19 protein-coding genes are annotated in these 22,555 nt (G+C 59.8%); 13 read left to right on the top strand and 6 right to left on the bottom strand.

Annotation, left to right across the window (positions count from 1 at the left end; all coding sequences use genetic code 11):
* Window positions 1-52 precede the first annotated feature (52 nt).
* Window positions 53-1,039: a TRAP transporter substrate-binding protein gene (locus ACPWMG_RS16920; protein WP_483300643.1), complete on the bottom strand. Its 987-nt coding sequence runs from the start codon at window positions 1,037-1,039 to the stop codon at window positions 53-55.
* 517 nt (window positions 1,040-1,556) lie between these two features.
* On the opposite strand from ACPWMG_RS16920, the gene ACPWMG_RS16915 reads away from it, so the two are divergent.
* The 9 genes from ACPWMG_RS16915 (at window position 1,557) to ACPWMG_RS16875 (ending at window position 11,153) form a co-directional block, all read left to right on the top strand.
* Window positions 1,557-2,366 carry an NAD-dependent epimerase/dehydratase family protein gene (locus ACPWMG_RS16915; protein ID WP_483300642.1) on the top strand — a complete coding sequence of 270 codons (810 nt, stop codon included), beginning with the start codon at window positions 1,557-1,559 and terminating at the stop codon, window positions 2,364-2,366.
* Entirely contained in the window at window positions 2,363-3,277 is a 915-nt protein-coding gene (locus tag ACPWMG_RS16910) for an SMP-30/gluconolactonase/LRE family protein (protein WP_483300641.1), read from the top strand. Before ACPWMG_RS16915 ends, ACPWMG_RS16910 begins: the two co-directional genes overlap by 4 nt.
* A 36-nt stretch (window positions 3,278-3,313) precedes the next feature.
* Complete coding sequence (locus tag ACPWMG_RS16905; RefSeq protein WP_483300640.1) at window positions 3,314-4,303, top strand: TRAP transporter substrate-binding protein; 990 nt, start codon at window positions 3,314-3,316, stop codon at window positions 4,301-4,303.
* Between the two features lie 69 nt (window positions 4,304-4,372).
* Window positions 4,373-4,972 carry a TRAP transporter small permease gene (locus ACPWMG_RS16900; RefSeq protein ID WP_483300639.1) on the top strand — a complete coding sequence of 200 codons (600 nt, stop codon included), beginning with the start codon at window positions 4,373-4,375 and terminating at the stop codon, window positions 4,970-4,972.
* 13 nt (window positions 4,973-4,985) lie between these two features.
* Window positions 4,986-6,275, top strand: coding sequence for a TRAP transporter large permease (locus ACPWMG_RS16895; protein ID WP_483300638.1), 1,290 nt, complete (start codon window positions 4,986-4,988; stop codon window positions 6,273-6,275).
* Window positions 6,276-6,293: 18 nt separating this feature from the next.
* Window positions 6,294-7,262 carry a Bug family tripartite tricarboxylate transporter substrate binding protein gene (locus ACPWMG_RS16890; protein WP_483300637.1) on the top strand — a complete coding sequence of 323 codons (969 nt, stop codon included), beginning with the start codon at window positions 6,294-6,296 and terminating at the stop codon, window positions 7,260-7,262.
* A gap of 119 nt (window positions 7,263-7,381) precedes the next feature.
* Window positions 7,382-8,293 carry a 5-dehydro-4-deoxyglucarate dehydratase gene (gene kdgD, locus ACPWMG_RS16885; RefSeq protein WP_483305277.1) on the top strand — a complete coding sequence of 304 codons (912 nt, stop codon included), beginning with the start codon at window positions 7,382-7,384 and terminating at the stop codon, window positions 8,291-8,293.
* A 157-nt stretch (window positions 8,294-8,450) separates the two neighbouring features.
* The gene (locus ACPWMG_RS16880) at window positions 8,451-9,890 is read left to right on the top strand and encodes an aldehyde dehydrogenase family protein (protein ID WP_483300636.1); all 1,440 of its coding nucleotides are present in this window, start codon (window positions 8,451-8,453) and stop codon (window positions 9,888-9,890) included.
* Window positions 9,891-10,007: 117 nt separating this feature from the next.
* Window positions 10,008-11,153 (top strand): endonuclease/exonuclease/phosphatase family protein, encoded by a 1,146-nt coding sequence (locus tag ACPWMG_RS16875; RefSeq protein ID WP_483300635.1) that lies wholly within the window; start codon window positions 10,008-10,010, stop codon window positions 11,151-11,153.
* 88 nt (window positions 11,154-11,241) lie between these two features.
* On the opposite strand, the gene ACPWMG_RS16870 is transcribed toward ACPWMG_RS16875, so the two are convergent.
* The 4 genes from ACPWMG_RS16870 to ACPWMG_RS16855 all read right to left on the bottom strand — a co-directional run bounded on the left by ACPWMG_RS16870 (window position 11,242) and on the right by ACPWMG_RS16855 (window position 16,315).
* On the bottom strand, window positions 11,242-12,693 hold the full coding sequence (locus ACPWMG_RS16870) for a S1 family peptidase (protein ID WP_483300634.1): 1,452 nt from the start codon (window positions 12,691-12,693) through the stop codon (window positions 11,242-11,244).
* On the bottom strand, window positions 12,678-13,316 hold the full coding sequence (locus ACPWMG_RS16865) for a hypothetical protein (RefSeq protein WP_483300633.1): 639 nt from the start codon (window positions 13,314-13,316) through the stop codon (window positions 12,678-12,680). The genes ACPWMG_RS16870 and ACPWMG_RS16865 overlap by 16 nt, the downstream gene beginning before the upstream one ends.
* Window positions 13,317-13,422: 106 nt before the next feature.
* A complete protein-coding gene (locus ACPWMG_RS16860; RefSeq protein ID WP_483300632.1) occupies window positions 13,423-14,157 on the bottom strand; it encodes a hypothetical protein in 735 nt (244 codons plus the stop codon).
* A gap of 52 nt (window positions 14,158-14,209) precedes the next feature.
* Window positions 14,210-16,315: an AsmA family protein gene (locus ACPWMG_RS16855; RefSeq protein WP_483300631.1), complete on the bottom strand. Its 2,106-nt coding sequence runs from the start codon at window positions 16,313-16,315 to the stop codon at window positions 14,210-14,212.
* Window positions 16,316-16,532: 217 nt separating this feature from the next.
* On the opposite strand from ACPWMG_RS16855, the gene ACPWMG_RS16850 reads away from it, so the two are divergent.
* Window positions 16,533-17,510: a Bug family tripartite tricarboxylate transporter substrate binding protein gene (locus tag ACPWMG_RS16850; protein WP_483300630.1), complete on the top strand. Its 978-nt coding sequence runs from the start codon at window positions 16,533-16,535 to the stop codon at window positions 17,508-17,510.
* Window positions 17,511-17,528: 18 nt separating this feature from the next.
* On the opposite strand, the gene ACPWMG_RS16845 is transcribed toward ACPWMG_RS16850, so the two are convergent.
* Window positions 17,529-18,593, bottom strand: a complete 1,065-nt coding sequence (locus ACPWMG_RS16845) for a lipocalin-like domain-containing protein (protein ID WP_483300629.1) — start codon at window positions 18,591-18,593, stop codon at window positions 17,529-17,531.
* A 102-nt stretch (window positions 18,594-18,695) separates the two neighbouring features.
* Between ACPWMG_RS16845 and ACPWMG_RS16840 the strand changes: the two genes are divergently transcribed.
* From ACPWMG_RS16840 to pepA, 3 genes are all read left to right on the top strand, one after another.
* Window positions 18,696-19,610 (top strand): transglutaminase family protein, encoded by a 915-nt coding sequence (locus ACPWMG_RS16840; protein WP_483300628.1) that lies wholly within the window; start codon window positions 18,696-18,698, stop codon window positions 19,608-19,610.
* A 297-nt stretch (window positions 19,611-19,907) separates the two neighbouring features.
* A complete protein-coding gene (locus ACPWMG_RS16835; protein ID WP_483300627.1) occupies window positions 19,908-21,194 on the top strand; it encodes a GGDEF domain-containing protein in 1,287 nt (428 codons plus the stop codon).
* Window positions 21,195-21,733: 539 nt separating this feature from the next.
* Window positions 21,734-22,528 (top strand): flocculation-associated PEP-CTERM protein PepA, encoded by a 795-nt coding sequence (gene pepA, locus ACPWMG_RS16830; protein WP_483300626.1) that lies wholly within the window; start codon window positions 21,734-21,736, stop codon window positions 22,526-22,528.
* Window positions 22,529-22,555: the final 27 nt, after the last annotated feature.

The following is a 22,555-nucleotide window of genomic DNA, read 5'->3' as shown; positions in this document are numbered from 1 at the left end:
GCGGGGCCCTGAACCATGCAAGCGGCTAAGCGGTTGATTGCGGTGAGACGGCTTACTTGACGTTGACGATCTCTTGCACCAGCGACTTCAGCTCAGGCGTGGATGCAAATTTGTCCCAGACAGGCTTTTCGGCGTTGACGAAGCTGGCCTTGTCGATTTCAGAGGCGGGGACGATCTTCGCGCCACCCTTCAGCACAGCGGCCTTGGCTTCTTTTTCCTTGGCGTCCCACAGGGTCACGTAGTAGGCCACCGATGCCTTGGCCGACTTGCGCAGGGCGGTTTGCTCGGCAGGCGTCAACGTGTCCCATACCTTCTTGGAGAACACCACCACTTCGGGCGTCATCACGTGCATGGTTTCAGAGAACACACCAGCGGATTCGTAGTGCTTGGCTTCTTCGTACGAAGGGATGTTGTTTTCAGCAGCATCCACCAGGCCGGTCTTCAGGCCAGAGTAAACCTCGGCCATCGGCATCGGGGCAGGAGAGGCGCCCATTGCGCCAACCATGGCCACGGCCAGGTCAGACGGCTGCACGCGGATCTTCAGACCCTTCATGTCGGCCACGGTCTTGATCGGCTTCTTGGCGTACATCGAGCGCGAACCGCTCTCGTACATGGCCAGGCCCACGAAACCGGCTTTGTCAAAAGCGGCCAGGATCTTGTCGCCTTCAGCGCCGTAGATGGCTTTGCGGAAGTGCTCCAGGTCACGGAAGATGAACGGGAACGATGGCACCATCGATTCCGGCACGATGCCGTTGAACGACGCCAGGCTCACGCGCACCATGTCGATGGCGCCGATCTTGACCTGTTCGACGGTGTCCTTTTCAGAGCCCAGCGAGCTGTCGCCAAAGACCTTGATGGTGTCTTTGCCGCCGGTGGCTTTGTTGAGTTCGTCGCCCATGTACTTCACCGCCATATTGGTGGGGAAGTCCTTGGAGTGGACGTCTGCCGAACGGAATGTCCGCGCAGAGGCTTGGCCGCTGATGGCACAGACGGCCGCAGCTGCGATGAGGCTAAGGATGGTGCGGTTGAGTTTACGCATGGTTGAGCTCCTTGTTATGTATGGGTTTGAGCGTCGAGGGATGGCCAGCGATGGGAGTTTTTAATTGCCCATAGCTGTGCCCGGTGATGGCTTTGGAAGAGCCTGATGGGAAACGGGGAGGTGTTGGCCGGGTTTGCCGCTAATGCCCTGAGGGCATGGGCGTGAGGTCAACATGTCGAATTGCCGAGAGAATTTCATTTATCAGTCATCCTATAACTTAACTTCAAAGTGCCATAACGGGTTTACCCGTAATACTTTGTTGCGAATGGGATGAGAGACTCGGGCGTCGGCGATTCTATGGGGCTCTTTTGCTAGGGCTTCAGGCGAATGACGCCAAAATGACATGGCTTTGCGCGGGTAAACCTCAGTGAAAAACCCCTTGACAATGCGACGCCAAATCCTGAAAATTTGAAGTCATCAGACAACGTACGACTGATGTGTTAATCGGATGAACGCGCGCTTCATGCTGCGTTGTTGCCGGCGTAACCCATCCTTTATCCCCTCGAGAGAAGTAAACATGACCCTGAAAGTGCACGAAAAAATCTTGTTGACCGGTGCCGCAGGTGGCCTGGGCAAAGTGCTGCGCGAAAGCCTCAAGCAAAACTGCAATACGCTGCGCCTGTCTGATATTGCTGACTTTGGCCCCGCTGGTGCCAACGAAGAAGTGATGTTGGCCGACCTGGCCGACGCTGCTGCTGTAGATGCGATGGTGCAGGGCGTGGACGCTATCGTGCACCTGGGTGGCATCTCGGTTGATGGCCCGTTCCTGCCCATCATGCAGGCCAACATCCTGGGCCTGTACAACTTGTACGAAGCCGCACGCCGCTTTGGTGTAAAGCGCATCGTGTTCGCCAGCTCCAACCATGTGGTTGGTTTCTACAGCCAGGGCGAAACCATTGACGCTGACGCGCCTCCGCGTCCCGACAGCTTCTACGGCCTGAGCAAAGCCTTTGGTGAAGACCTATCGAAGTTCTACTTCGAGCGCTACGGCATCGAAACCGCCTGCGTGCGCATCGGTTCTTCGTTCCCCAAGCCACGCGACCGCCGCATGTTGGCTACCTGGCTGAGCTACGGCGACCTGCACCGCTTGGTCACCGCCTGCCTGACCACGCCCGTGCTCAACCACAGCATCATCTTCGGCATGTCGAACAACGCCGTCACCTGGTGGGACAACAGCCGCGCCAAACACGTGGGTTATGTGCCGCAAGACAGCTCGGAACAGTTCCGCGAAGAAATCTACGCGCAAACCAGTGCTCCTGATTTGAAGAATCCCGCGCACACCTCGCACGGCGGTGGTTTTGTGGTGCAAGGTCCTTACCAGCCATGAGCAATGCGCCCGTGATCAGCAACACGCGTGACCGCGTGGGTGAATGCCCGGTGTGGGACCCCGTCGGCCAAGCGCTGTTCTGGGTCGACATCGAAGGCCGCTTCATCCGCCGCTGGGATGCTGCCTCTGACGCTGTGCAAAGCTGGGCCTTGCCTGAGCGCGTGGGCTGCATCGCCCTGACGGCCGACAAGGGGGGCAACCGCGTGGTGATCGCTGCCATGGAAACGGGGGTGTTTTCCGTCGAGTTGCTGGCCGCACCCGAAGTGCGTGTGAAGCTGCTGGCGCCCATCAAACACCTCGCCGAAGGCATGCGTTTCAACGACGGCCGCTGCGATGCGCAGGGCCGCTTTTGGATCAGCACCATGGTGATGGACATGGGCAAGGCCTCGCCTCTGGGTGCGTTGTACTGCTTCGATGAAAACGGCTTGAGCGCCGCCCACGTGCAAGACATCATCACGCCCAACGGCCTGGCTTTCAGCCCAGATGGCAAGACGGCTTACATGTCTGACTCACACCCCAGCGTGCAACGCATCTGGGCGTTTGAGTTTGATGCCGAGCACGGCAAGCTGGCCGACCCGAAAGAATTTGTCGATATGACCAACCTGCCAGGCCGCCCCGATGGCGCGGCCGTGGACGCGGAAGGTCACTACTGGATTTGCGGAAATGACGCCGGAAAGGTGCACCGCTTCGATCCACAAGGCCGCCTGGTGAAGTCGCTGGAGGTGCCGGTGGCCAAGCCATCGATGTGCGCCTTTGGTGGCCCGAACCTAGATGTGTTGTACGTCACGTCCATCCTGCCCGGCACCGTGGCAGCCGATGCGCCGGGACTCAACGGGGCTGTTTTTGCACTGGAGCCAGGAGTGAGAGGCTTGGCCGAACCAGTGTTTTCGCGTTTTCCCTTGTCGCTCTAACAGAGCATTTTTTAACTATAAGTCGGAGGCTCATTCATGAAATCTTTTAACCGTTTTTCGTTCCGCGTTGCCACAGTCGCAGCTGGCGTGCTGGCCAGCTTGTGCATGTCGGCGCAGGCCGTCGAGTTGCGCTCGGCAGACGTTCACAACAGCGACGACTATCCAACGGTCGCTGCGGTCAAGCACATGAGTGAGGTCCTCTCCAAGCAGAGCGGCGGCAAGTTCACCATCAAGGTGTTCAACAAGAGCGCCCTGGGCTCCGAGAAAGAAACGCTGGACCAGGTGAAGATCGGCGCACTCGATCTGAACCGCGTCAACATCAGCTCGCTGAACTCGATCTGCCCGAAGAGCCTGGTGCCGACCATGCCCTTCCTGTTCGACTCGATCTCGCACATGCGCAAGACCTTGGATGGCGCTATCGGCGAAGAAATCCTGAAGGGTTGTGAGAGCCAAGGCCTCGTGGGCTTGGCCTTCTATGACAGCGGCGCACGTTCCATCTACGCGAAGAAGCCTGTGCGTACCATCGCCGATGCAAAGGGCCTGAAGATCCGCGTGCAGCAGTCTGAACTGTGGGTTTCGCTGGTCGGTGCCATGGGCGCCAACGCCACGCCAATGCCCACCGGTGAAGTGCTGACCGCGCTGAAGACCGGCCTGATCGACGCTGCTGAAAACAACATCCCTTCGTACGAAGGTTTCCAGCACTACGAAGCCGTCAAGGTGTACTCGCGCACCGAACACTCCATGGCGCCCGAAATGCTGGTGATGTCCAAGGCCGTGTTTGACAAGCTGTCGCCAGCCGACCAAGCCATGTTCCGTGCTGCGGCCAAGGAATCGGTGACGTTCCAACGTCAGAAGTGGGATGAGCAGGAAGCCAAGGCTTTGGCCATCGTGACCAAGGCTGGTGCGCAAATCGTGACGGACGTGGACAAGGCCTCGTTCAAGACCGCGATGGCACCGGTCTATGCCAAGTTCATCACGACGCCTGATCTGCAGCGTCTGGTGAAGGCTGTTCAGGACACCAAGTAAACCCACGATCGCGCGCTGCCTGGGCCGGCCCATGCCGGTCTGTGGGGCGCGCGTTCCTCTAGGAACCCTATGAGTGCATCCTATACATCGACCCCGGCTACGGCCGCGGCCACCACGGCGGCCGTGAGCCCCGTCGCTCCCGGACTCGACGCCGAACACGAGCGCCCAGAGGCGCGTCATTTCTATGCGCGCCTCTGCGGCTTTCTCAGCAAGACCTGCCTGGTCCTCGGCATCATCTGCCTGATCGGTATCATTCTCAGCGTGCAGACCCAGGTGATCGGCCGCTACATCTTCAACGACACCCCGACCTGGGCTGAAGCATTGGCCCTGCAATTGGTGTTGTACGTCACCGCTTTCGGCGTGGCCGTGGGCGTGCGCGACGCGGGCCACATCGGTCTGGAGTCGCTGGTGTCTTTGCTGCCAGAAAACATGCGCCTGAAGCTGGAAATCCTGATCCATGTGATCGTCGTGGTGTTCGGCGTCATCATGGTTCAAAACGGCATCCTCTGGACGCGTCTGAAGTGGGACGAACTGGATCCCATGCTGCATTTGCCCGTCGGTATCGACTACCTGTCGCTGGTGATCTGCGGCGTGTTGATCGTGATGTTTTCCATCGAACACATCCTGGCGTTGGTGCGTCACGAAGAAGTTGTTCCGTCCTGGTACTGACTGAAAGAATTCAATGGAACTGACAGTTCTCTCTCTAAGCTTTGCGATATTGCTGGTGCTAGGGGTGCCGGTGGCGTTCTCCATCGGCCTGGCCTCGGTCTGCACCGTGCTGTATTCGGGTATTCCCACCGCCATCGTGTTTCAGAAGATGGTTGGCGGCATGCAGGTGTTTTCTTTCCTGGCCATTCCGTTCTTCGTGTTTGCCGGTGAATTGATGTTGTACGGCGGCATTGCCGACCGTATCGTGCGTTTTGCCAACAGTCTGGTCGGCCATGTGCGTGGCGGCCTGGGCATGAGCAACGTGATCGGTTGCACCTTGTTCGGCGGCGTGGCCGGTTCCCCTTTGGCCGACGTGTCGGCCATGGGCTCGGTAATGATCCCGCTGATGAAGAAGGAAGGCTACGACGCCGACTACGCCGTGAACGTGACCACCCATGCGGCACTGGTGGGCGCGCTGATGCCAACTTCGCACAACCTGATCATCTTCGCGTTGGCCACCACGGGCATTGCCTCGGTCAGCGTGTTCAATCTGATTTTGGCTGGCGTGATTCCTGCGCTGCTGTTGACCATCTGCAACTTGGTGGCGGCCTACTACGTGGCGGTGAAGCGTGGTTACCCCACCCATGGCACCTTCCCAGGCTGGAAAGTTGTGACCAGAGCCTTCCTGGCCGCAATGCCTGGTCTGCTGATCGTGGTGATCATCTTGGCGGGCATCTTGTCTGGCATCTTTACCGCGACCGAATCGGCCGCGACTGCGGTGCTTTGGGCGTTGCTGGTGACGGTGCTGGTTTACCGTTCGCTGTCGTGGCAGCACTTCCTGAAGGCTTGCGCCAAGGCGTGCAAGACGACGGGCGTGGTGCTGCTGCTGATCGGTATTTCGTCGGCCTTCGGCTACTTCATGGCGCTGTACGAAGTGCCGCAGAAGACCGGCGCGTTGATGACGTCCGTGTCGGCTACGCCGTGGGTCATTTTCCTGATGATCAACGTGCTGTTGTTCGTGCTGGGTACTTTCTTGGACATGGCTGCCACCATCCTGATTTGCACGCCGATCTTCTTGCCTATCGCTGCGCAGTTCGGTATGGACCCAGTTCAGTTCGGCATCGTCATGCTGATCAACTGTGCGCTGGGCCTGAACACGCCGCCTGTGGGGGTGACGCAGTTCGTCGGTTGTGCCATCGGGGAGATATCGGTGGGGCAGGTGATGAAGTCGATCCTGCCCTTCTACGGTGCGCTAACGGTTTGTCTGGCGCTTGTGACCTACGTGCCCGCGTTTTCGCTGTGGCTGCCGAGTGTGTTCAGATAACGGAGGCAAGAGAAAACCATGACGCTGAATCGCCGAAATCTGTTGCTGGCCACGGGGGCTTTGGCCACCGTGGGGGCGCCCGCATGGGCACAGGCCTATCCAACCAAACCCATCAAGCTGATCGTGCCTTACCCGCCGGGCGGCTCGTCGGACATCATTGCGCGCTCCATCAGTCAGCCGCTTTCTGAAGCGCTGAAGCAGTCGGTGATCGTGGAAAACCGCCCAGGTGCCAACGGCAACCTGGGCGCCGAATTCGTTGCCAAATCGGCACCCGATGGTCACACGCTGTTGCTGTGTGATGTGGGCGCACTGGCCATCAGCCCCTCGGTCTACACCAAGCTGGCTTTTGACCCGAGCAAAGACCTGCGTGGTGTGACCATGCTGGCCTACTCGCCGCACATGCTGGTGGTGCACCCATCGGTGCCGGTCGCCAACCTCAAGGAGTTGGTGGCGTATTCGAAGAAAACGGACTTGAACTTTGCCGTCACTGCCATGGGCAGCGCGCCGCATCTGGCGGGTGTGGCGGTAGAACGCGCCAGTGGCGCCAAGTGGATCTACGTGCCCTATAAGGGCGGCGTGCAAGCCATTGGAGACACCATGGGCGGCCAAACCCAGGTGCTGATGAACGGCATGCTGGCCACCCTGCCGCACGTGCAAAGTGGCAAGCTCAAGGTGCTGGCCATCTCGAAGAAAACGCGTATGCCGCTGGTGGGCGATGTGCCCACACTGGCAGAGCAAGGTTTGACCAATTTTGAGTCTGGTACCTGGCAAGGTGTGTTGACGCCCAACGGCACGCCTGCGGCCGTGGTCACCAAGCTCAACAACGAGTTGATCAAGATCATTCGCAGCCCCGACATTCGCTCGCGCCTGACCGGGCAGGGGGCTGAGGTGGTGACGATGTTGCCTACCGAGCAAGACCAGTTCTTTAACCAGGAACGCACTCGCTGGGCCCAAGTGGTGAAGGACGGCAACATCCGGCTTGATTGATGCGGCCTGGCCGCATCACAGACTCGCCAAGTTAACAACTAAAAGGCAGGCGCCGACCACGGTGCCGAATTCTCTAACATCAAATCCAACACATTGTTTTAAGGTAGACCATCATGAGCATGAACCCACAAGACCTCAAGAAAATCATGGGCTCCGGCCTGTTGTCGTTCCCCGTGACCGACTTCGACGCCCAAGGCAACTTCAACGCCAAGAGCTACGCCGCCCGCCTCGAATGGCTGGCCCCGTACGGCGCCTCGGCCCTGTTCGCCGCCGGCGGCACGGGCGAGTATTTCTCGCTCGAATCCAAAGAGTATTCCGAGATCATCAAGACCGCTGTCGACACCTGCCGTGGCAAGGTGCCGATCATTGCCGGCGCCGGCGGCCCGACCCGCGTGGCCATCCAGCACGCCCAAGAAGCCGAGCGCCTGGGCGCCCACGGCATCTTGTTGCTGCCGCACTACCTGACCGAAGCCGGCCAGGAAGGCCTGATCGAACACGTGGCGCAAGTCTGCAACAGCGTGAAGTTCGGCGTCATCGTCTACAACCGCGACCGCACCAAGCTCACGCCCAACTCGCTGGCCATCCTGGCCGAGCGCTGCCCTAACCTCATCGGCTTCAAGGACGGCGTGGGCAATATTGAGACCATGTCTTCCATCTTCATGAAGATGGGCGACCGTTTCGCCTACCTGGGTGGCTTGCCCACCGCTGAAGTTTACGCAGCCGCCTACAAGGCACTGGGCACGCCGGTGTACTCGTCGGCCGTGTTCAACTTCATCCCCAAGACGGCAATGGACTTCTACAAGGCCGTGGCCGCTGACGACATCACCACGCAGCACCGTCTGCTGAAGGAGTTCTTCATGCCTTACCTGGAAATCCGCAACCGCGTGGAAGGCTACGGCGTGAGCATCATCAAGGCCGGCGCCAAGCTGGTCGGCCACGATGCAGGCCCCGTGCGTGCACCGCTGTCGGACCTGAAGCCCAACGAAGTTGAAATGCTGGCTGCGCTGATCAAGAAGCTTGGCCCACAGTAACCACGGCTTAGCTCGCTAGAGCGATAGGCGATGCTAGCTTTGCTACCATCGCCTTTGCGCATTTAGGCTCGCTCTGGTCATCGTTTTCTGACTGTTGTGCTTGGCGTTTCCACGCACAACAGCCTGTCTCCCGAACCCCCTTCAAGGAACCTGCAACATGACATCCAAGCATGACAACCTGATCAACGGCCAATGGGTCGCTGGTGCTACCTATGCCCCCAACGTCAACCCGTCGAACCTGTCCGACGTGATCGGCGAATACACACAAGCGGACGCGGCCCAGTTGGACGCTGCCGTCAAGGCCGCCCGCGCTGCTTTCCCCGCCTGGTCGACCGGCAACGTGCAAGCGCGTGCCGACGCACTCGACAAGATCGGCAATGAAATTCTGGCGCGCCGCGAAGAACTCGGCACGCTGCTGTCGCGCGAAGAAGGCAAGACCAAGCCCGAAGGCATTGGTGAAGTGACCCGTGCAGGCAACATCTTCAAGTTCTTCGCGGGTGAATGCCTGCGTTTGGCCGGTGAAATTCTGCCTTCCGTGCGCACCGGTGTGCACGTGGAAATCACCCGCGAACCGTTGGGTGTGGTGGGCCTCATCACCCCATGGAACTTCCCCATCGCCATCCCGGCCTGGAAGATCGCGCCCGCACTGGCCTATGGTAATTGCGTGGTGATCAAGCCTGCCGACCTGGTGCCAGGTTGCGCCTGGGCACTGGCCGACATCATCAACCGCAGCGGCATCCCTGCGGGCGTGTTCAACCTGGTGATGGGCCGTGGCTCGGTCATCGGTGACCCGTTGGTCAACCACCCTAGCATCGACGCCATCAGCTTCACCGGTTCGCAAAGCGTTGGCGCCCGTATTGCCCAGCAATGCGCTGTGAACCTGAAGAAGGTGCAGCTGGAGATGGGTGGCAAGAACCCACAAGTCATTCTGGACGACGCCGACCTGGCCCAAGCCGTGGAACTGAGCGTGCAAAGCGCGTTCTTCTCCACCGGCCAACGCTGCACCGCATCGAGCCGCCTGATCGTCACCGAAGGCATCTACAGCAAGTTTGTCGACGCTGTGACCGCTCGCATGGCCACGCTGAAGATTGGCGACGCCCTGGCTGCTGGTATCGACATCGGCCCGGTCTCTTCGCAATCGCAGCTTGAGCAAGATTTGGGCTACGTGCAAATCGGCCAGGACGAAGGCGCCAAGCTGGTGGCCGGTGGCCAACGCCTGAAGCTCGGCACCGAAGGTTTCTACATGGCACCCGCCCTGTTGACCGACACCACTGCCGACATGCGCATCAACAAGGAAGAAGTGTTCGGCCCCGTGGCCAGCATCATCCGCGTGAAGGGCTACGAAGAAGCGCTGTTCGAATCGAACAACACGCCTTTCGGCCTGTCGGCTGGCATTGCCACCACTTCGCTGAAATACGCCACGCACTTCAAGCGCCACAGCCAAGCCGGCATGGTGATGGTCAACCTGCCCACCGCAGGCGTCGACTACCACGTGCCGTTTGGCGGCCGCAAGAGCAGCAGTTTCGGCGCGCGCGAACAAGGCCGTTACGCACAAGAGTTCTTCACCACCGTGAAGACCGCTTACGTCGGCGTCTAATCGTAGGCAACCTCCAGCGTTTGCTGTGAAAGCCACCCTTCGGGGTGGCTTTTTTATGTGTTGAAGTTGCGGCCCTTCCACCCCAGGTCTACAGTGCGCAGACCACAAGGGGGCCGCATGAAACTACGCATCGCGAGTTACAACGTCGAGAACCTGTTCCGCCGCGCGGCGATTCTCAACATCCGCGACAGTGCGCGCACCGATGCGCTGCTCGACCAGGTGCGCGTGCTGCAAGGCTTGCTGGACCGCGCCACTTACGACGCGCCGCTCAAAGACAAGGTCTTCGCGGTGTCGCACGAATTGCTGCTGTATCTAGACGTGCGCAAAGACGCGGGCTCTCTGGGCGACTGGAAAAAGGAGAGCGGACTCACCGGCTTTCGCATCAACAAAAGCTGTAAAGGCCGGGGCGACTGGCTGGGCCAAATCGTCTTCAAGGACCAGGAGTTCAACGATCAGCAGCGCAAGAACACGGGCAAAGTGATCAAGGCGCTGAACGCCGACATCTTGTGTGCGGTGGAGGTGGAAGGCATGGACGTGCTGCGCAGCTTCAATAGCCAGATTTTGGGCAGCAAGAAGTTCAAGCAGTTTGTGATGATCGACAGCCCGAACGACCCGCGCGGCATCGACGTGGCCTGCCTAACACGCCACAAAATCGCCAGCGTGCGTACCCATGTGTTTGACGCTGGCAAGGTGTTCAACCCCGTCTTCAGCCGCGACTGCCTGGAGGTGGCGATAGACGCCGGCCTGAGCCGCCCCGTCTACGTGTTGTGCAACCACTTCAAAAGCCAGAACGGCAAGACTGCTGCCGAGAAAAAGAAGTCTGCAGAAAAACGGCTGGATCAATCCAACCGCGTGGCCGACATCTTGACGCAAACCTATGACTTGAAGAAAGACTACGTGGTGGTGGTGGGCGATTTGAACGAAGACGCTGCCAACCCACTGCAAAGCCTGGCGCCGCTTTTTGCCGAGCCGGGTTTGACACCCGTCATAGACCCCGCCCAGCCCGTGACCGACCGCTACACCTACTACTTCGAAGGTGGCCCGCGTGGCGAGCGGCTGAACCAGCTGGACTACATCTTTCTGTCGCAGCCGCTCACGCGTGTCATCAAAGCCAGCGGCATTGAGCGGCGCGGCATCTTTGATATTCAGAACATCGCGCGCAAAGAAGGCGCGCCGGCGCAGACTGGTTTTGCCGAGGTGACGTCGTGGGACAACGGTGCTTCTGATCACGCAGGCGTCTGGGTCGAAGTGGCCGTGACATGAAGCGCAGGCCCCCTAACAGTGCCTTAAACAAAAAATGCCTAGGGCGCATGCCAGGAATGCGTAGGGCGCTGCGTTATTGATAGTGGCGCTAGATCGGCGGAAACGTCGAGAACTGTGCGGCCAGCACCATCTGCGCCCAGGCGCGTCGCTCGGCTATCAGCGATGGGCAGCGCGCATGGCCCAGCCCCTGGGCGCATTGCAGCTCCATCATGTTGGTAGGGATGCTGTCGTCATTGTTGACGGCTGCCACGCCCAGGAAAGCGCGCCCATTGGTGGCCAAGGTATCGAAGAAATAGGCGTCGCGCTGAACCATGCCGTCCTTGAAGCGCCCACGGTAGTAGCCTTTGCGGTTGACCTGCAAAGCGCCCTTGCGCATGGGGCCGAGGTAAGACCACGCGGGGTCTTGCACCACCTGCGTGCCGGGTGTGTCGATCTGCGTGACCACGCGCTCGAACACGACGGATTGGTGCTGGCTTTCGGCATCATTCGCCGTGGCGCGCACTTGTACCAGCATCGCCATACGCGGCCAGCCCGGGCCTTGCACCGCGATGAAGTCGCCCTGCGTGCGCAAGGTCGCGCCCTCTGGCACCGCTAGCGTGGCACCAAGTTGCAGGTCTTGGTAGATGTCGTACCGGAAGGTTTCGGGGTGGAACGCTTGGAACACGGTAGCCAACTGGCGCAGGCCGAGTTCATCGTCGGCGCTTGCCGCCAACTGGGCAAACGTGCGGCTGCGCAGCCGCGTGAGCGTGACGCCGTTTAACCGAGGCAGCGTTTTCACGTTGGACTGCAGATCGGCGGCAAAGCGTAGGTTCACCGCGTTGGCGCGTGGCAGTTCGGTTGTGGTGGAGGCAGCGAGTTGCTCCAGGTGTTTGGCGGGGATGCCCCAGCAGATACCGATCGCGCCTTCTTCAAGCCCACCATTCGCCACGCCAACAACCTGGCCGCGGCTGTCGAGCAAGGGCGCCCCAGACAAACCTGGCACCAGATTGCCTTCGAGGTTCAAGATCTCCAGCGAGGCGCTGGGGTAGTCGGTCAGCGTGGCCAGCACCTTCGGCGGCAAGATTGCGGACAAACGGTCGCCGCCAAAGCGCCGCTTGACTTCCGTGGTGCTGGCACCAGGGCTGTTGAGTGCAAAGCCGAGTGCATCCATTGATTGCTTGACGGCTGGCAGGTTGGTGTTCAACGCGAGGAACGGGCGTGCCAGAGGCTGAGGCAAGCGCAGCAGCACCAAGTCTGCGGACTTGAGCACGCGTTCGACCTTGAGCGGGTGCGAGGCTTCAATCTTGCCTTGGGCATTGACTACATGGCCGACCACGTTCTGCGCGCTGTCTACCACGTGCAGTGCGGTGACGACGTGCTGATCGTCCGGCCATAGAAAGCCGGAGGCGGTGTGGGTGCCGGCATCGACCTTGATGACCGATGCGCTGGCTTTGGCCAGCATGTCTCCCGGCTGCAGTTGTGTGGGGGTTTGCGCGTGCACCTTGCCAGCCAGTCGCAACGCGATGGCTGCGCCGCTGCCCAAAATCAACGCGCGGCGCATAAGGCCCCAACGGCGGTGACCAGTGCCACTTTGCGCTGGCTTTCGTCTGGCAGTTCGGCCTCCAGCGAGCGCGTAAAGTTGGCGAGCGTGACGAACCCCGCAGCTTGGTAGGCTGTGGCGGCTGCGGCGACGTCCTTGAAACGCGAGGGCGCGAGTTTTTCGCAGGTGGAGGTGTCCGCGCCAAACAGCACGGTGGCGCGGGCATCGGGTGCAGCAGAGGCGGCGGCGGGCGCTGAGGCCGCACGCGCCGCCGGGAACTCCTTGCTGGCCACCAGACGGCGTGCTTCATCGGCGCTGAAGCCAGCGGCCTGCACCGCAGCCACTTGCTGTGCCAGGCTAGGGCGCTCTGGCGACAACACATCATGTGTGCGCATCCAGATGCCAGCGGCGAGGCCGACGATGGCGGCAATGCCCAACGCACCCGAGCGCCAGGCCGCGTCGCGTTGACGCGCGGGTGTGGGAGCGGGAGCAGTGTCGTTGGCCTTGGTGAACGGTAGCACCAAGGCACCCAAGAGCGCGGCCAGCGCCCCCACCACCAACGACACGACGGGCGAGGTCGACAGGCCCATGAGCAATCCGAGCAGCAGCCCGATACTGGCCCCGGAGAACAGTTGAACAGCCAAAGTCGCCCCCTTGCTTGGCAGCCTTAAGGTCTGCCCATCGTGCCATATCTGTCCACATCTGTGCAGAGATTTGCAAGCCCTGGGCGCGTGGTTTACCCCTGTGGCCTTATCCGTCCGAGGGGCTGCACCACTGCCCGGAGTGCGGGGCAACATCGGCGGGCGCACCGTCCCGCCAGAGTTGCCCATCGTTCAGTTGCTGCGCCGTGCCCGGAGCGATGTCGAAGTCCACCTGCAGTGCGCCTGCCACGCGCGTGTCTTCGATGGGCAACTCCCAGGTGAGAAACACCAGCGTGCAATCGTCGACGGGGGCAAAGTCTTCTGCTTGGAAGCCGCTGGTGTGACGCCGGATGACGGCATGCGGCTGGCCGGTGTCGAATACCACCGCCGTGCCGCGCACCAAGGGGATGCGCTGGCCCGCCTGCGGAAAGTGCAGATCCAGGCCCTTGTCTTCACTTAAGAACAGGTTGCAAAACGCCGCCGCGCCGTACTGGCCGCCATCGTGGTGGTACTTGGCGCCACGGCAGACCATCAAGGCGATGTCGCTCTCGGTTAACAGCTCTCCCAAGCCGAGCGTTTGAGTCCACGCTGCCATGGCCTGCACACAGTGCCGGTAGTCTGGCCAGCGCATGCGCGCGCGGGCCAGCGGCAACTGCTCCACATCGCCGGGTTCCAATCCTAGATTTTCTTGGGTCTCTCGCTCCCAATCAGCTACCAGCCGGGCAGGTGGTGCCGGCACTTCCAATGTGCGGGTGAGCACAAGGTCGCTAACACTGCGGCTACGCATGGCTTCGGCGCTGCGATAGAAAGAGGTGAGGCGATTCGAGGCGTGAGGGGACGGCATGCAGGCAGTGTAGTCAGCTCACGTCGTCGTGATGATGTCTACGGGCGTAGCGTTACTTCGCCCCAGCCTTCTTCTTTGAACTGGGCTTGGTCAGGGCCTGCTTCTCGGCTTCTTTTACACCCGCGCTGGCTTGCAGGCGGCGGCAGTCAGAATCCTGACCTGGGCCGGTTTCGATGAGCGGTAGCAGCGCAGCAATCGGCGCCACAGTCAGCAGTGCGACGGCGCTACCCGCGCGTGCCAACAGTGGGCCTTTGTGTAATTCGTAGTCGGCCTGGTTGAAGCGGCCGTAGAGGCGCACCGGTGTGCGCAGCGACAAAATGCCGACGTTCTTGGGTTTGGGGGTGAGCGTGACATCGAACTTCTCGTCCTTCAGGTTGAAGCCGCCGTCCCCCAGAATTTGCGTTTGTTCGGTGTCCACCACCAGCAGCTTGGACTTGCCGATGCCGTCCTTGATGTCGAACGCCATGCCGCCGCAGTTCACGCTGATGGTTTTGTCGCCACCGGCCAGCAGTTGCAGGATCTTGCCGCCGTTGAGTCCGCTGGCGGCATCCAGCAGGTTCGATATCCGGCCGTTGGATATGGCCGCCGAAACCTTCCCGTTGGCATTGCCCGCCGCGTCTGCAATCGAGTTGCCGCGCCCTGCGAGTTGCACGCTGGCGCCCAGCAGGCCTGCGCCTTGCGCCAGCTTGGAATCTGGCGGCGTGAGCCGGTCGACGCGAATGCCACGGAAGTCAATCTTGGCATCGGTGCTGATGGTGGGCTGACGTGCATCGAGCGTGATTTCCGAGGTGATCTTGCCGCCCGCAAAACCAAACTCCAGCGGCGTTAATTTCATGACGGCGTTATGCAGGTGCAGCGAGGCGTTCATGCTCTCCAGTGGCAGGTCGATGGCTTCCTTGGGGACGACGAGTTTGGTGGCGACCAGCGTGACGTCGGCGTCGATCTTTTGTAGGCGGCTGCCGTCAAAGGTGCCGGCGGGCAAGACATGGGTCGGATCCACCTGGGCTGCGGCGGCCGTTGCCGTGGCCTTGGTGTTGGTCTGGGCCTGCGTCAACGGTGGCTTGCCACCGCTGTTTTTCGTTTGCACACCAATCAGTGGACCCAGATCGGCCACCTGCAGGTTGTTGCTGCGCAGGTCGGCGGTGAGTAGTGGGCGAGGCTCTTTGTCCACGTAGGCCGCGCTGCCGCGCACATCGGTTGAGCCAATCTTGCCGTTCAGGTCATCGATGCCGTAGCGGTTGCCTTTGAGCACCAGGTGGCCTTGCAACAGGTAGGGCGGCGATGCAGGCAATGGCAGCAGCAGGAAAGGGTATAGATTGGCCAACGTCTGGCCTTGGATCTTCAGTTGGGTGTCGATGGCGGTGATGTTGGCTGCATCGGTGACCGTGCCTTCGACCGATAGCTTGGTGGTGCCCGCCACCAAATCGCCCTTGAGCGGAAACGGTATGCCCGACTCTTGAAAGCTCAGCACTTCACCGCTGAGCGCGTTGCCCGAAAAGCTCGCGCCGTGGTACTTGCCTTTGAACACGTAGCGCGTGGCATAGCGGCTGTTCTCGGGCTTGGCATTGGCGTCCTTCACCTGTTCTTGCTTGGCGGGGTCGAAGGTTTCGGCCTGTACGTCAATGTCGAACGGTTGCCCGTGGTCGAGATAGCGCAAGCGGCCCTGGTCCACAGACAAAGACGCAATGCGCAGCTTGCTCGGTTCAGACGTTTCCGACGGGGCTGTCAACGTCCAATTACGGCGCTGGTCTTTCAGCCGCTCGAAAATCAAATCGGGCTTCGTCAGTGCCACGCGCCGAATCAAAATCTTTTCGGGCAGGTCGCGCAGCGAGACGGAAAACTCCAGGGTTTCGATGCGCGCCATCGCATCTTCCTTGGACCATTCGGTGTTGCTGAAATACACATCGCGCATGCGGATGGTGGGCGTCAAACCTAAACGCACATGCAGATCAGAAATGGTGAAGGTGCGTTGCGTCTTGTTGGAGATGTAGCGCTCCAGCGGATGGCGAAACCAGTTCCAGTCGAACAAGATGAACAACAGAACCAGTGCTGCCACAAGCACCAGAAGAATCGGGTGGCGGCGCGGCAAGGAAGTGAGGCTTTGATCCGCCATCATCTGGCCCGCCACATTTTGGGCAGGCTGCTTGAAGCCTTGCATCCATACAACCATTCATTCATGAGACCCAGCCTACCGGGCTTTGTCGAAGGCCGCAGCGGGGGCATGCCGCATAACGCCGTAGGCGATGGCTGACGAAAGAGACGGCGGATAGGGTGGACAGAGGGGCTTATGTTTATGCCTAAAGATTTGTTCCCAAACGGGGCCTATTCATGTCTACTGTTTGGTTTTCCGCTTCAAGATTTTTATGCAAACTCCCATGCAAAAGCACAAGCGCCGCTTTTGGCCACAGGCTGCAGCGTTGATCCTTGCACTTCCTTTGGTGGCCTTGGCGGCAGACGATTTTCCGAGCAAGCCTTTGAAATTGGTGGTGCCATACCCAGCGGGTGGCATTGCCGACAAGATTGCGCGCGAGGCCGCCGAGCAATTGGCGCTGCGCTTGAAGCAGCCGGTGGTGGTCGAGAACCGTAGCGGTGCGGCAGGCAATATCGGCTTTGACTACGTGGCGCGCCAACCGGCGGATGGCTACACTTGGTTGTTGGCGCCCGCGTCCAACCTTACGGTGCAGCCAGCCTTATTCAAAAACCTGAGCTACGACCTTGCACGCGACTTCACACCGGTGTCGCTGCTGGTGCAAACGCCGCAGGTGTTGTTGGTGAACCCCACGGTGCCGGTGAAGAGCATGCGCGAGTTGATCGACTACTCGAAACAGAACCCCGGCAAGGTGAATTACGGGGTGAGCCTGGGCTCTTTCCCTCATTTGGCCGGCGAACTGCTGCGCAGCCAGACGGGGGCGAACTTCACCGCCATTCCCTACCAGGGGCTGGCTCCTGCGCTGGTGGATCTGCTGTCGGGGCAAACGCAATTCATCTTCAACGAGGTGGTGACTGCCTTGCCGCAAGTGCAGTCAGGCAAGCTCAAACCGCTGGCCGTGGCGTACCACACACGCGTACCGTGGTTGCCACAGGTGCCTACGGCGGCAGAAGCTGGCTTTCCTGGGTTTGAGGTGACATCCTGGTATGGCGTGGTGGTGCGCAGCGGCACACCTGGCGCCATCGTGAACCGTGTATCGCAAGAACTGCAGGCGATTGTGCAGGCGCCCGAATTCAAGAAACGTTATGACGACATTGGCGCCTTCACCGTGGGTAACTCGCCCGAGGCGTTTGGCCGCTTCATCCAGTCTGAAACTGTGAAATGGACGGCTGTAGTGAAGCAAGCGGGTATCGAGCCAAACTGAACCGCGGCTTGGCTGGGCCTATAGCCGCAGTCGCCCCACATAGCCGGTCATTTCCAGGTAGCCCTGGCCCACCGTGCGGCCAGTGGCGTCACGTAGCGTGCTCAAGCCTTCCCAATACTGCGTGCCGGTGGAGGCGCGGCTGTCGAGTTCTTGCGCGTCTACTGTGGCGTGTACCGAGAAGGTGCCAGCGGGTGTTTGCACCTGCCACTCGACCGGGTAGCGGCCTTGGCTTTGCGGGCTGAGCCATGTGCGTTTGGGGGTGAAGGTGACCGCATCAGCGGCAAAGGTTTGCAGCTTGCCCTCGGCGCTGCGGTAGGAACCACCAGCCCAAAGCGCAGAGCCATCGGCGCGGCGCAGATGAAACGCGGTGAGGGCGTCGCCGTTGTCCAGGTTCATGCCGATCCAGTCCCATCCCACAGCTTCGGGGTGCAGCACGGCCTGGCTCCATTCGTGGTCGAGCCAGGCGCGGCCGGTGTCGATTTTGAAGGGCCGGCCTTGCAGGGTAAGAGTGCCTGCCACTTGCAGTTGCGGCTGGCTCACGTAGTAACTGGCTTGCTCGGCCTGCGGCCCTTTGCGCGACAACCCTTGCTGCCCCTGCAGCAGCGGTGGCTGGGTGGCGGTGAGGCGCAGGTCCAACGTGAAATCGGCTGCGGGCAAGTGCGCGGTAAAGGTGGACGGAGGGCCGGGCTCGCGCATCAACGACCAGTCGAGCAGGCGCAACCGCGTGTCGGCCTCGCTGGCCTCGGCCACGTCAAAACCTGCGCGCGCCAGGCGCTGGTCGTGCCAGAGTTTTTGGCCTTGCACATCGGTCAGGGCGGCGTGCGCCAGCAGCAATTGTTTGGCGGCAAAGTGCGAGGTCATGGCTTGCGTGGACGCCACGCGCGAGCGGAAGAACGTCAGTTGAAAGCCGAACTGGCGCGTGCCAGAAGTGGCATGCCCGGTGATGTACCACCACTCGGTTTGAAAGTCCGGGTGGCTGCCGTGGTCGCGCGGAAACTGCAGTTGAACGGGGGGAAGGCTGTAGCTGATACTGGGCCAGGCTGCGAGGGCGGCAACGGTGGCGACGACATGGCGGCGGTGCATGCTGGGCATTGTGTCAGAGCCAGTTCTGCGGGCTTGGGGCTCTGTAGCGATACCGTGGTGTACCATGCGCGACGTTTTCATTGACGCATACAAAAATTGTCTATGCATCCCATTTTTGACATTGTTCACTCCACCACTTACCGGTATGCGCGTCCGGTCACGTTTGGCGCCCACCGGGTGATGTTCCGGCCCCGCGCCAACCACGACATTCGGGTGCTGGCCACTGATTTGAAGGTCAGCCCGCACGCCAATGTCTACCTGGTGCAAGACGTGTTCTCCAACTCGGTCGCCATGGTGCAGCCCTTGGAGCCCGCGGCCGAGCTACAGATCGTCTGCTCGTTCACCATTGAACACGCAGGTTCGTACAACCTGGAGCTGCCGATGGAAGAGCAGGCCGTGCAGTACCCGTTTTCCTATGCTGCCAGCGATCGCCTGGATCTGGAGCATTACCTGCGGCCGCACTATGCCGACCCCGATGGTGTGGTGCAGAACTGGGCGCGCCAGTTTGTGCGCCCCAAACTGGCGGCTGATGGCTCGGGCACCATCGTCATGCCCAACAGTCGGCAGGTGTTGGTCGACATGACACACCACATCAAGAACACGCTGCGCTACGCCTCGCGGGAGGAAGAGGGCACCCAAAGCCCGGTGCAAACGCTCACCTTGGGCGCAGGTTCGTGCCGCGACTACGCTTTGCTGATGATGGAAGCAGCGCGGCGCTTGGGGTACGCCTGCCGTTTTGTCTCTGGCTACCTGTATGACCCGGCGTTGGACCGCTTTGACGCGCAGGGTGATGCGGTGGTCGGCGCTGGCGCCACCCACGCATGGGTGCATGTGTATTTGCCTGGGCCGGGTTGGGTGGCGTTTGACCCGACGAATGCCTTGTTCGGCGGCACCAACCTGATCCGCGTGGCCACTTCACGTGACCCGTCGCAGGCGTCGCCAGTCTCGGGTAGTTGGGACGGCGAACTGGAGGACTACCTGGGCATGGAGGTCGAAGTGAAGGTCACGCGGCGCTGAACTTCGGCCTGAACCTGGTCATGTGACGGTTGGGTGGCACCCTATTTGCGCTTGAATTGATCCAATCAACGTTGGGAATGACTCTCAAATAGGCATCAAACGCTATCATCCCACCTTGGCGTTTGCGGTACTGCCTGCGCCTGCCCCGGGGCCGCTGTGCCCGCGCGGGCCCGAGCTTGCGGAAGTGTTGGGGTGAAAGCGTTTCATGGACGTGAGAGGTTTCATACAGAGTTGCAAGTCGGTTTGCAACGCAGCGGGGCACGCCATGTGCTCGCGCATCAACGGACGGGCTGCATTTTGATCAGCAGTCTGAAGCTGCAGAAAAAATGGGTGGTGATGATCGGCGTGTTGCTGATCCTCGTCTTCATTGGTCTTGCCTGGCTGCAAGTGCGCCAGTTTGTGCAGCTGAGTTCCAGTTTTTCAGGTCGCAACGTGCAGGCCATGCGCCGCGCGTCGACCATGCTCAGCGAGTTTGAGCGTTTTGAACGCGCCCTGGAGCGGGACAGCTACCAGCGCACCGCCGAGAGCCGCGCCCATCTGCAATTGCGCTACGACCTGTTTGTGAACCAGGTGCAGGTATTTGCCAACGCCATTCACCGCCCCTACACCAGCCGCGACATGCTGTACCGCGCCGTGCACGAGGCGGTGACGCATTTTGTCGAAGAGGCCGACCACTACCTCGGCGAGTCCCCCGACCGCGAGTACAACGCCGCCGCCGCGCTGGTGCTGCTGGGCAAAACGCAACTGGAATTGCGTGAGCCGATTTTTGATTACATGCTGCACGTCTACAGCGTGACCTCCGAGGCCGTCGACGGCCAGCGTGCAGCCGTGTCGCGCCACCTGGTGGTGACGCTGGCGCTGGCGGTGGTGCAAACCTTGTTGACCGGTGTGTTTGCGCTGGGCGTGGTGCAACTGATGCGCCAGCGCGAGTTGTCCAAAACAGCGCAAGACCGCGCCGAAGCTGAACTGGTGGCCCACCTGCGCCATCAAGAATGGCGGCTGGAGCAACTGGTGGCCGAGCGCACGGCCGAGCTCGAGGCGGCCAACGCCCGTTTGCTGGCGCTGAGCGCCACCGATGGCCTGACCGGCATTGCCAACCGGCGCCATTTTGACGACATGCTCACGCAGGAATGGAACCGCCAAGCCCGATCTGGCCGGCCGTTGGCGCTCGCCATGATCGACGTGGACTGGTTCAAGTTCTACAACGATTTTTACGGCCACCAAGCCGGGGACGACTGCCTGCGCATTGTGGCGGCGGCCGTGGCCAGCCACGTACGCCGCGCGGGCGACATGGCTGCGCGTTATGGCGGCGAAGAGTTCGTGTTTGTGGCGCCGGGGCTGGATGCGTCTGAGATGCAGCATCTGGCCGAGACCATCCGTGCGGTGGTGGAACATAAGCGCATGCCGCACGCCAAGTCACCGCTGGGGAGCGTCACGCTGAGCATTGGCGTGGCGGTGTTGGTGCCTACGGCCGGCGGCTCACCGGAAATGCTGATCGGCCAGGCAGACTCTGCGCTTTACAAGGCCAAGCAGCGGGGGCGCAACCAGGTGGTGCTGGGTGGTGCGCTGGAAGTGTTGATCTGAACGCCCTGAAATAGGGCCCAGCGCAGACTCGCCGATCTAGGCTGGGCCCCGTATGGGGTTCATTTTTCTGCCGGGTGCATTGCAGCGCAGTTACTGCAAGGATCCCCATCTCGAATCGTCTTGATGACCTCTGGGAGCACGGTCTGCCTGTCTGCTCGCGCCAGTGGGCTTACCGCTTGTTCTCTTATGCTGAACCTGCGCGAAAGCGTATCTAATTATTTTTTGAATTATTTTTAATTATTTAAATGTATTATTTTTATTGAATGTGTAATTATTAATTTCTTCTTTTGTTGATTTTTGTCAAAATTATATGTTTTTGAAATTTGTAAAAAATACCATTTTAAATTTATTATGTAATTAAAATGATTTCTTATTGTTTTGTCGATATTCTTGACAATGAATTTGAAAATATTTTTTATGGAAAGGCTAATGACTTGATTTTCATGTGATTTATTTCATTGGCATATTCTCTGCTTGTTAATGCTGCGCGTCAGCTAGAAATAGAGGATTCGTAATTAAAAACCCAATGGAGTAAAGAAATGAAAAAAAATTTCGCCCCCTTAGCCATGGCTGCTTTCTTAGGATTTTCTAGTGTTGCCGCCAGTGCAGCCACGACCTATCCTGATTTCACAGTTCAGGAAGGTAGTGTTGCAGGCAATACAGATAATGTAATTGTTGCTGATAAATTAAACGGTGCTTACACGGAGTTGATTAACATCAAGGCTGGCGCAAGCCCTACGGACCTCACCTTTTCCAGCGCAGCATACGTGGACTTCGGTGCCTACTTCAAGGATGACGGCACCGTTGTCCACGTGCCAACGCAATTGAATGCATTGAATGGATATGGTCTTTATGCTGTGTTTTATGCTGAAGGCACCGTGCGGCAGGAAGGCGTCTTCATGGGTCGTACTGGGCAAGTGCGTCTTTATATTGATCCAGATCAAAATACGAAAAAATCCATTGATGAAAATGGCCAGGTTGTTCGAGATGGCTCGGGTGATGACTATGAGATTGCATCAAGCTTGAGTTTGTCGGGTAATGGCGGAAATGGACTGGATGGCAATACCGGGGCTTTTAATTTTCTGTTTAGCAATTTACAACTTACACCACAGGGAAAGTTGTTTTTTGTTTCTCCAGATCCGTTCTATCAGCTCGCGATCGTGAATGGGGATTTTGATGGCGAGATCATTGAGCCCGGCACCCATACCTACGTTGGAGATGTAAGTGCTGTATTTAATAAGGTGCCAGAACCTGGCAGTTTGGCTCTTTTCGGTTTGAGCCTGGCGGGGCTGGGTGTGATGCAACGCCGGCGCCAAGGCAATCGCCCAAAATAGTCGCAAACGCAGTAGACCAAATACCGG

The sequence above is a fragment of the Hydrophilobacter chitinilyticus genome, from assembly GCF_049860745.1.
GTDB lineage: Bacteria > Pseudomonadota > Gammaproteobacteria > Burkholderiales > Burkholderiaceae_C > Rhodoferax_B.
This window is presented reverse-complemented; position numbering and strand designations above follow the sequence as displayed.

Coding starts and splice junctions, on each gene's coding strand:
- ACPWMG_RS16855 (WP_483300631.1), bottom strand. CDS start 16,315: ATGCAAGGCTTCAAGCAGCCTGCCCAAAATGTGGCGGGCCAGATGATG.
- ACPWMG_RS16860 (WP_483300632.1), bottom strand. CDS start 14,157: ATGCCGTCCCCTCACGCCTCGAATCGCCTCACCTCTTTCTATCGCAGC.
- ACPWMG_RS16900 (WP_483300639.1), top strand. CDS start 4,373: ATGAGTGCATCCTATACATCGACCCCGGCTACGGCCGCGGCCACCACG.
- ACPWMG_RS16850 (WP_483300630.1), top strand. CDS start 16,533: ATGCAAAAGCACAAGCGCCGCTTTTGGCCACAGGCTGCAGCGTTGATC.
- ACPWMG_RS16895 (WP_483300638.1), top strand. CDS start 4,986: ATGGAACTGACAGTTCTCTCTCTAAGCTTTGCGATATTGCTGGTGCTA.
- ACPWMG_RS16905 (WP_483300640.1), top strand. CDS start 3,314: ATGAAATCTTTTAACCGTTTTTCGTTCCGCGTTGCCACAGTCGCAGCT.
- ACPWMG_RS16840 (WP_483300628.1), top strand. CDS start 18,696: ATGCATCCCATTTTTGACATTGTTCACTCCACCACTTACCGGTATGCG.
- kdgD (WP_483305277.1), top strand. CDS start 7,382: ATGAACCCACAAGACCTCAAGAAAATCATGGGCTCCGGCCTGTTGTCG.
- pepA (WP_483300626.1), top strand. CDS start 21,734: ATGAAAAAAAATTTCGCCCCCTTAGCCATGGCTGCTTTCTTAGGATTT.
- ACPWMG_RS16915 (WP_483300642.1), top strand. CDS start 1,557: ATGACCCTGAAAGTGCACGAAAAAATCTTGTTGACCGGTGCCGCAGGT.
- ACPWMG_RS16880 (WP_483300636.1), top strand. CDS start 8,451: ATGACATCCAAGCATGACAACCTGATCAACGGCCAATGGGTCGCTGGT.
- ACPWMG_RS16845 (WP_483300629.1), bottom strand. CDS start 18,593: ATGCACCGCCGCCATGTCGTCGCCACCGTTGCCGCCCTCGCAGCCTGG.
- ACPWMG_RS16920 (WP_483300643.1), bottom strand. CDS start 1,039: ATGCGTAAACTCAACCGCACCATCCTTAGCCTCATCGCAGCTGCGGCC.
- ACPWMG_RS16870 (WP_483300634.1), bottom strand. CDS start 12,693: ATGCGCCGCGCGTTGATTTTGGGCAGCGGCGCAGCCATCGCGTTGCGA.
- ACPWMG_RS16890 (WP_483300637.1), top strand. CDS start 6,294: ATGACGCTGAATCGCCGAAATCTGTTGCTGGCCACGGGGGCTTTGGCC.
- ACPWMG_RS16910 (WP_483300641.1), top strand. CDS start 2,363: ATGAGCAATGCGCCCGTGATCAGCAACACGCGTGACCGCGTGGGTGAA.
- ACPWMG_RS16875 (WP_483300635.1), top strand. CDS start 10,008: ATGAAACTACGCATCGCGAGTTACAACGTCGAGAACCTGTTCCGCCGC.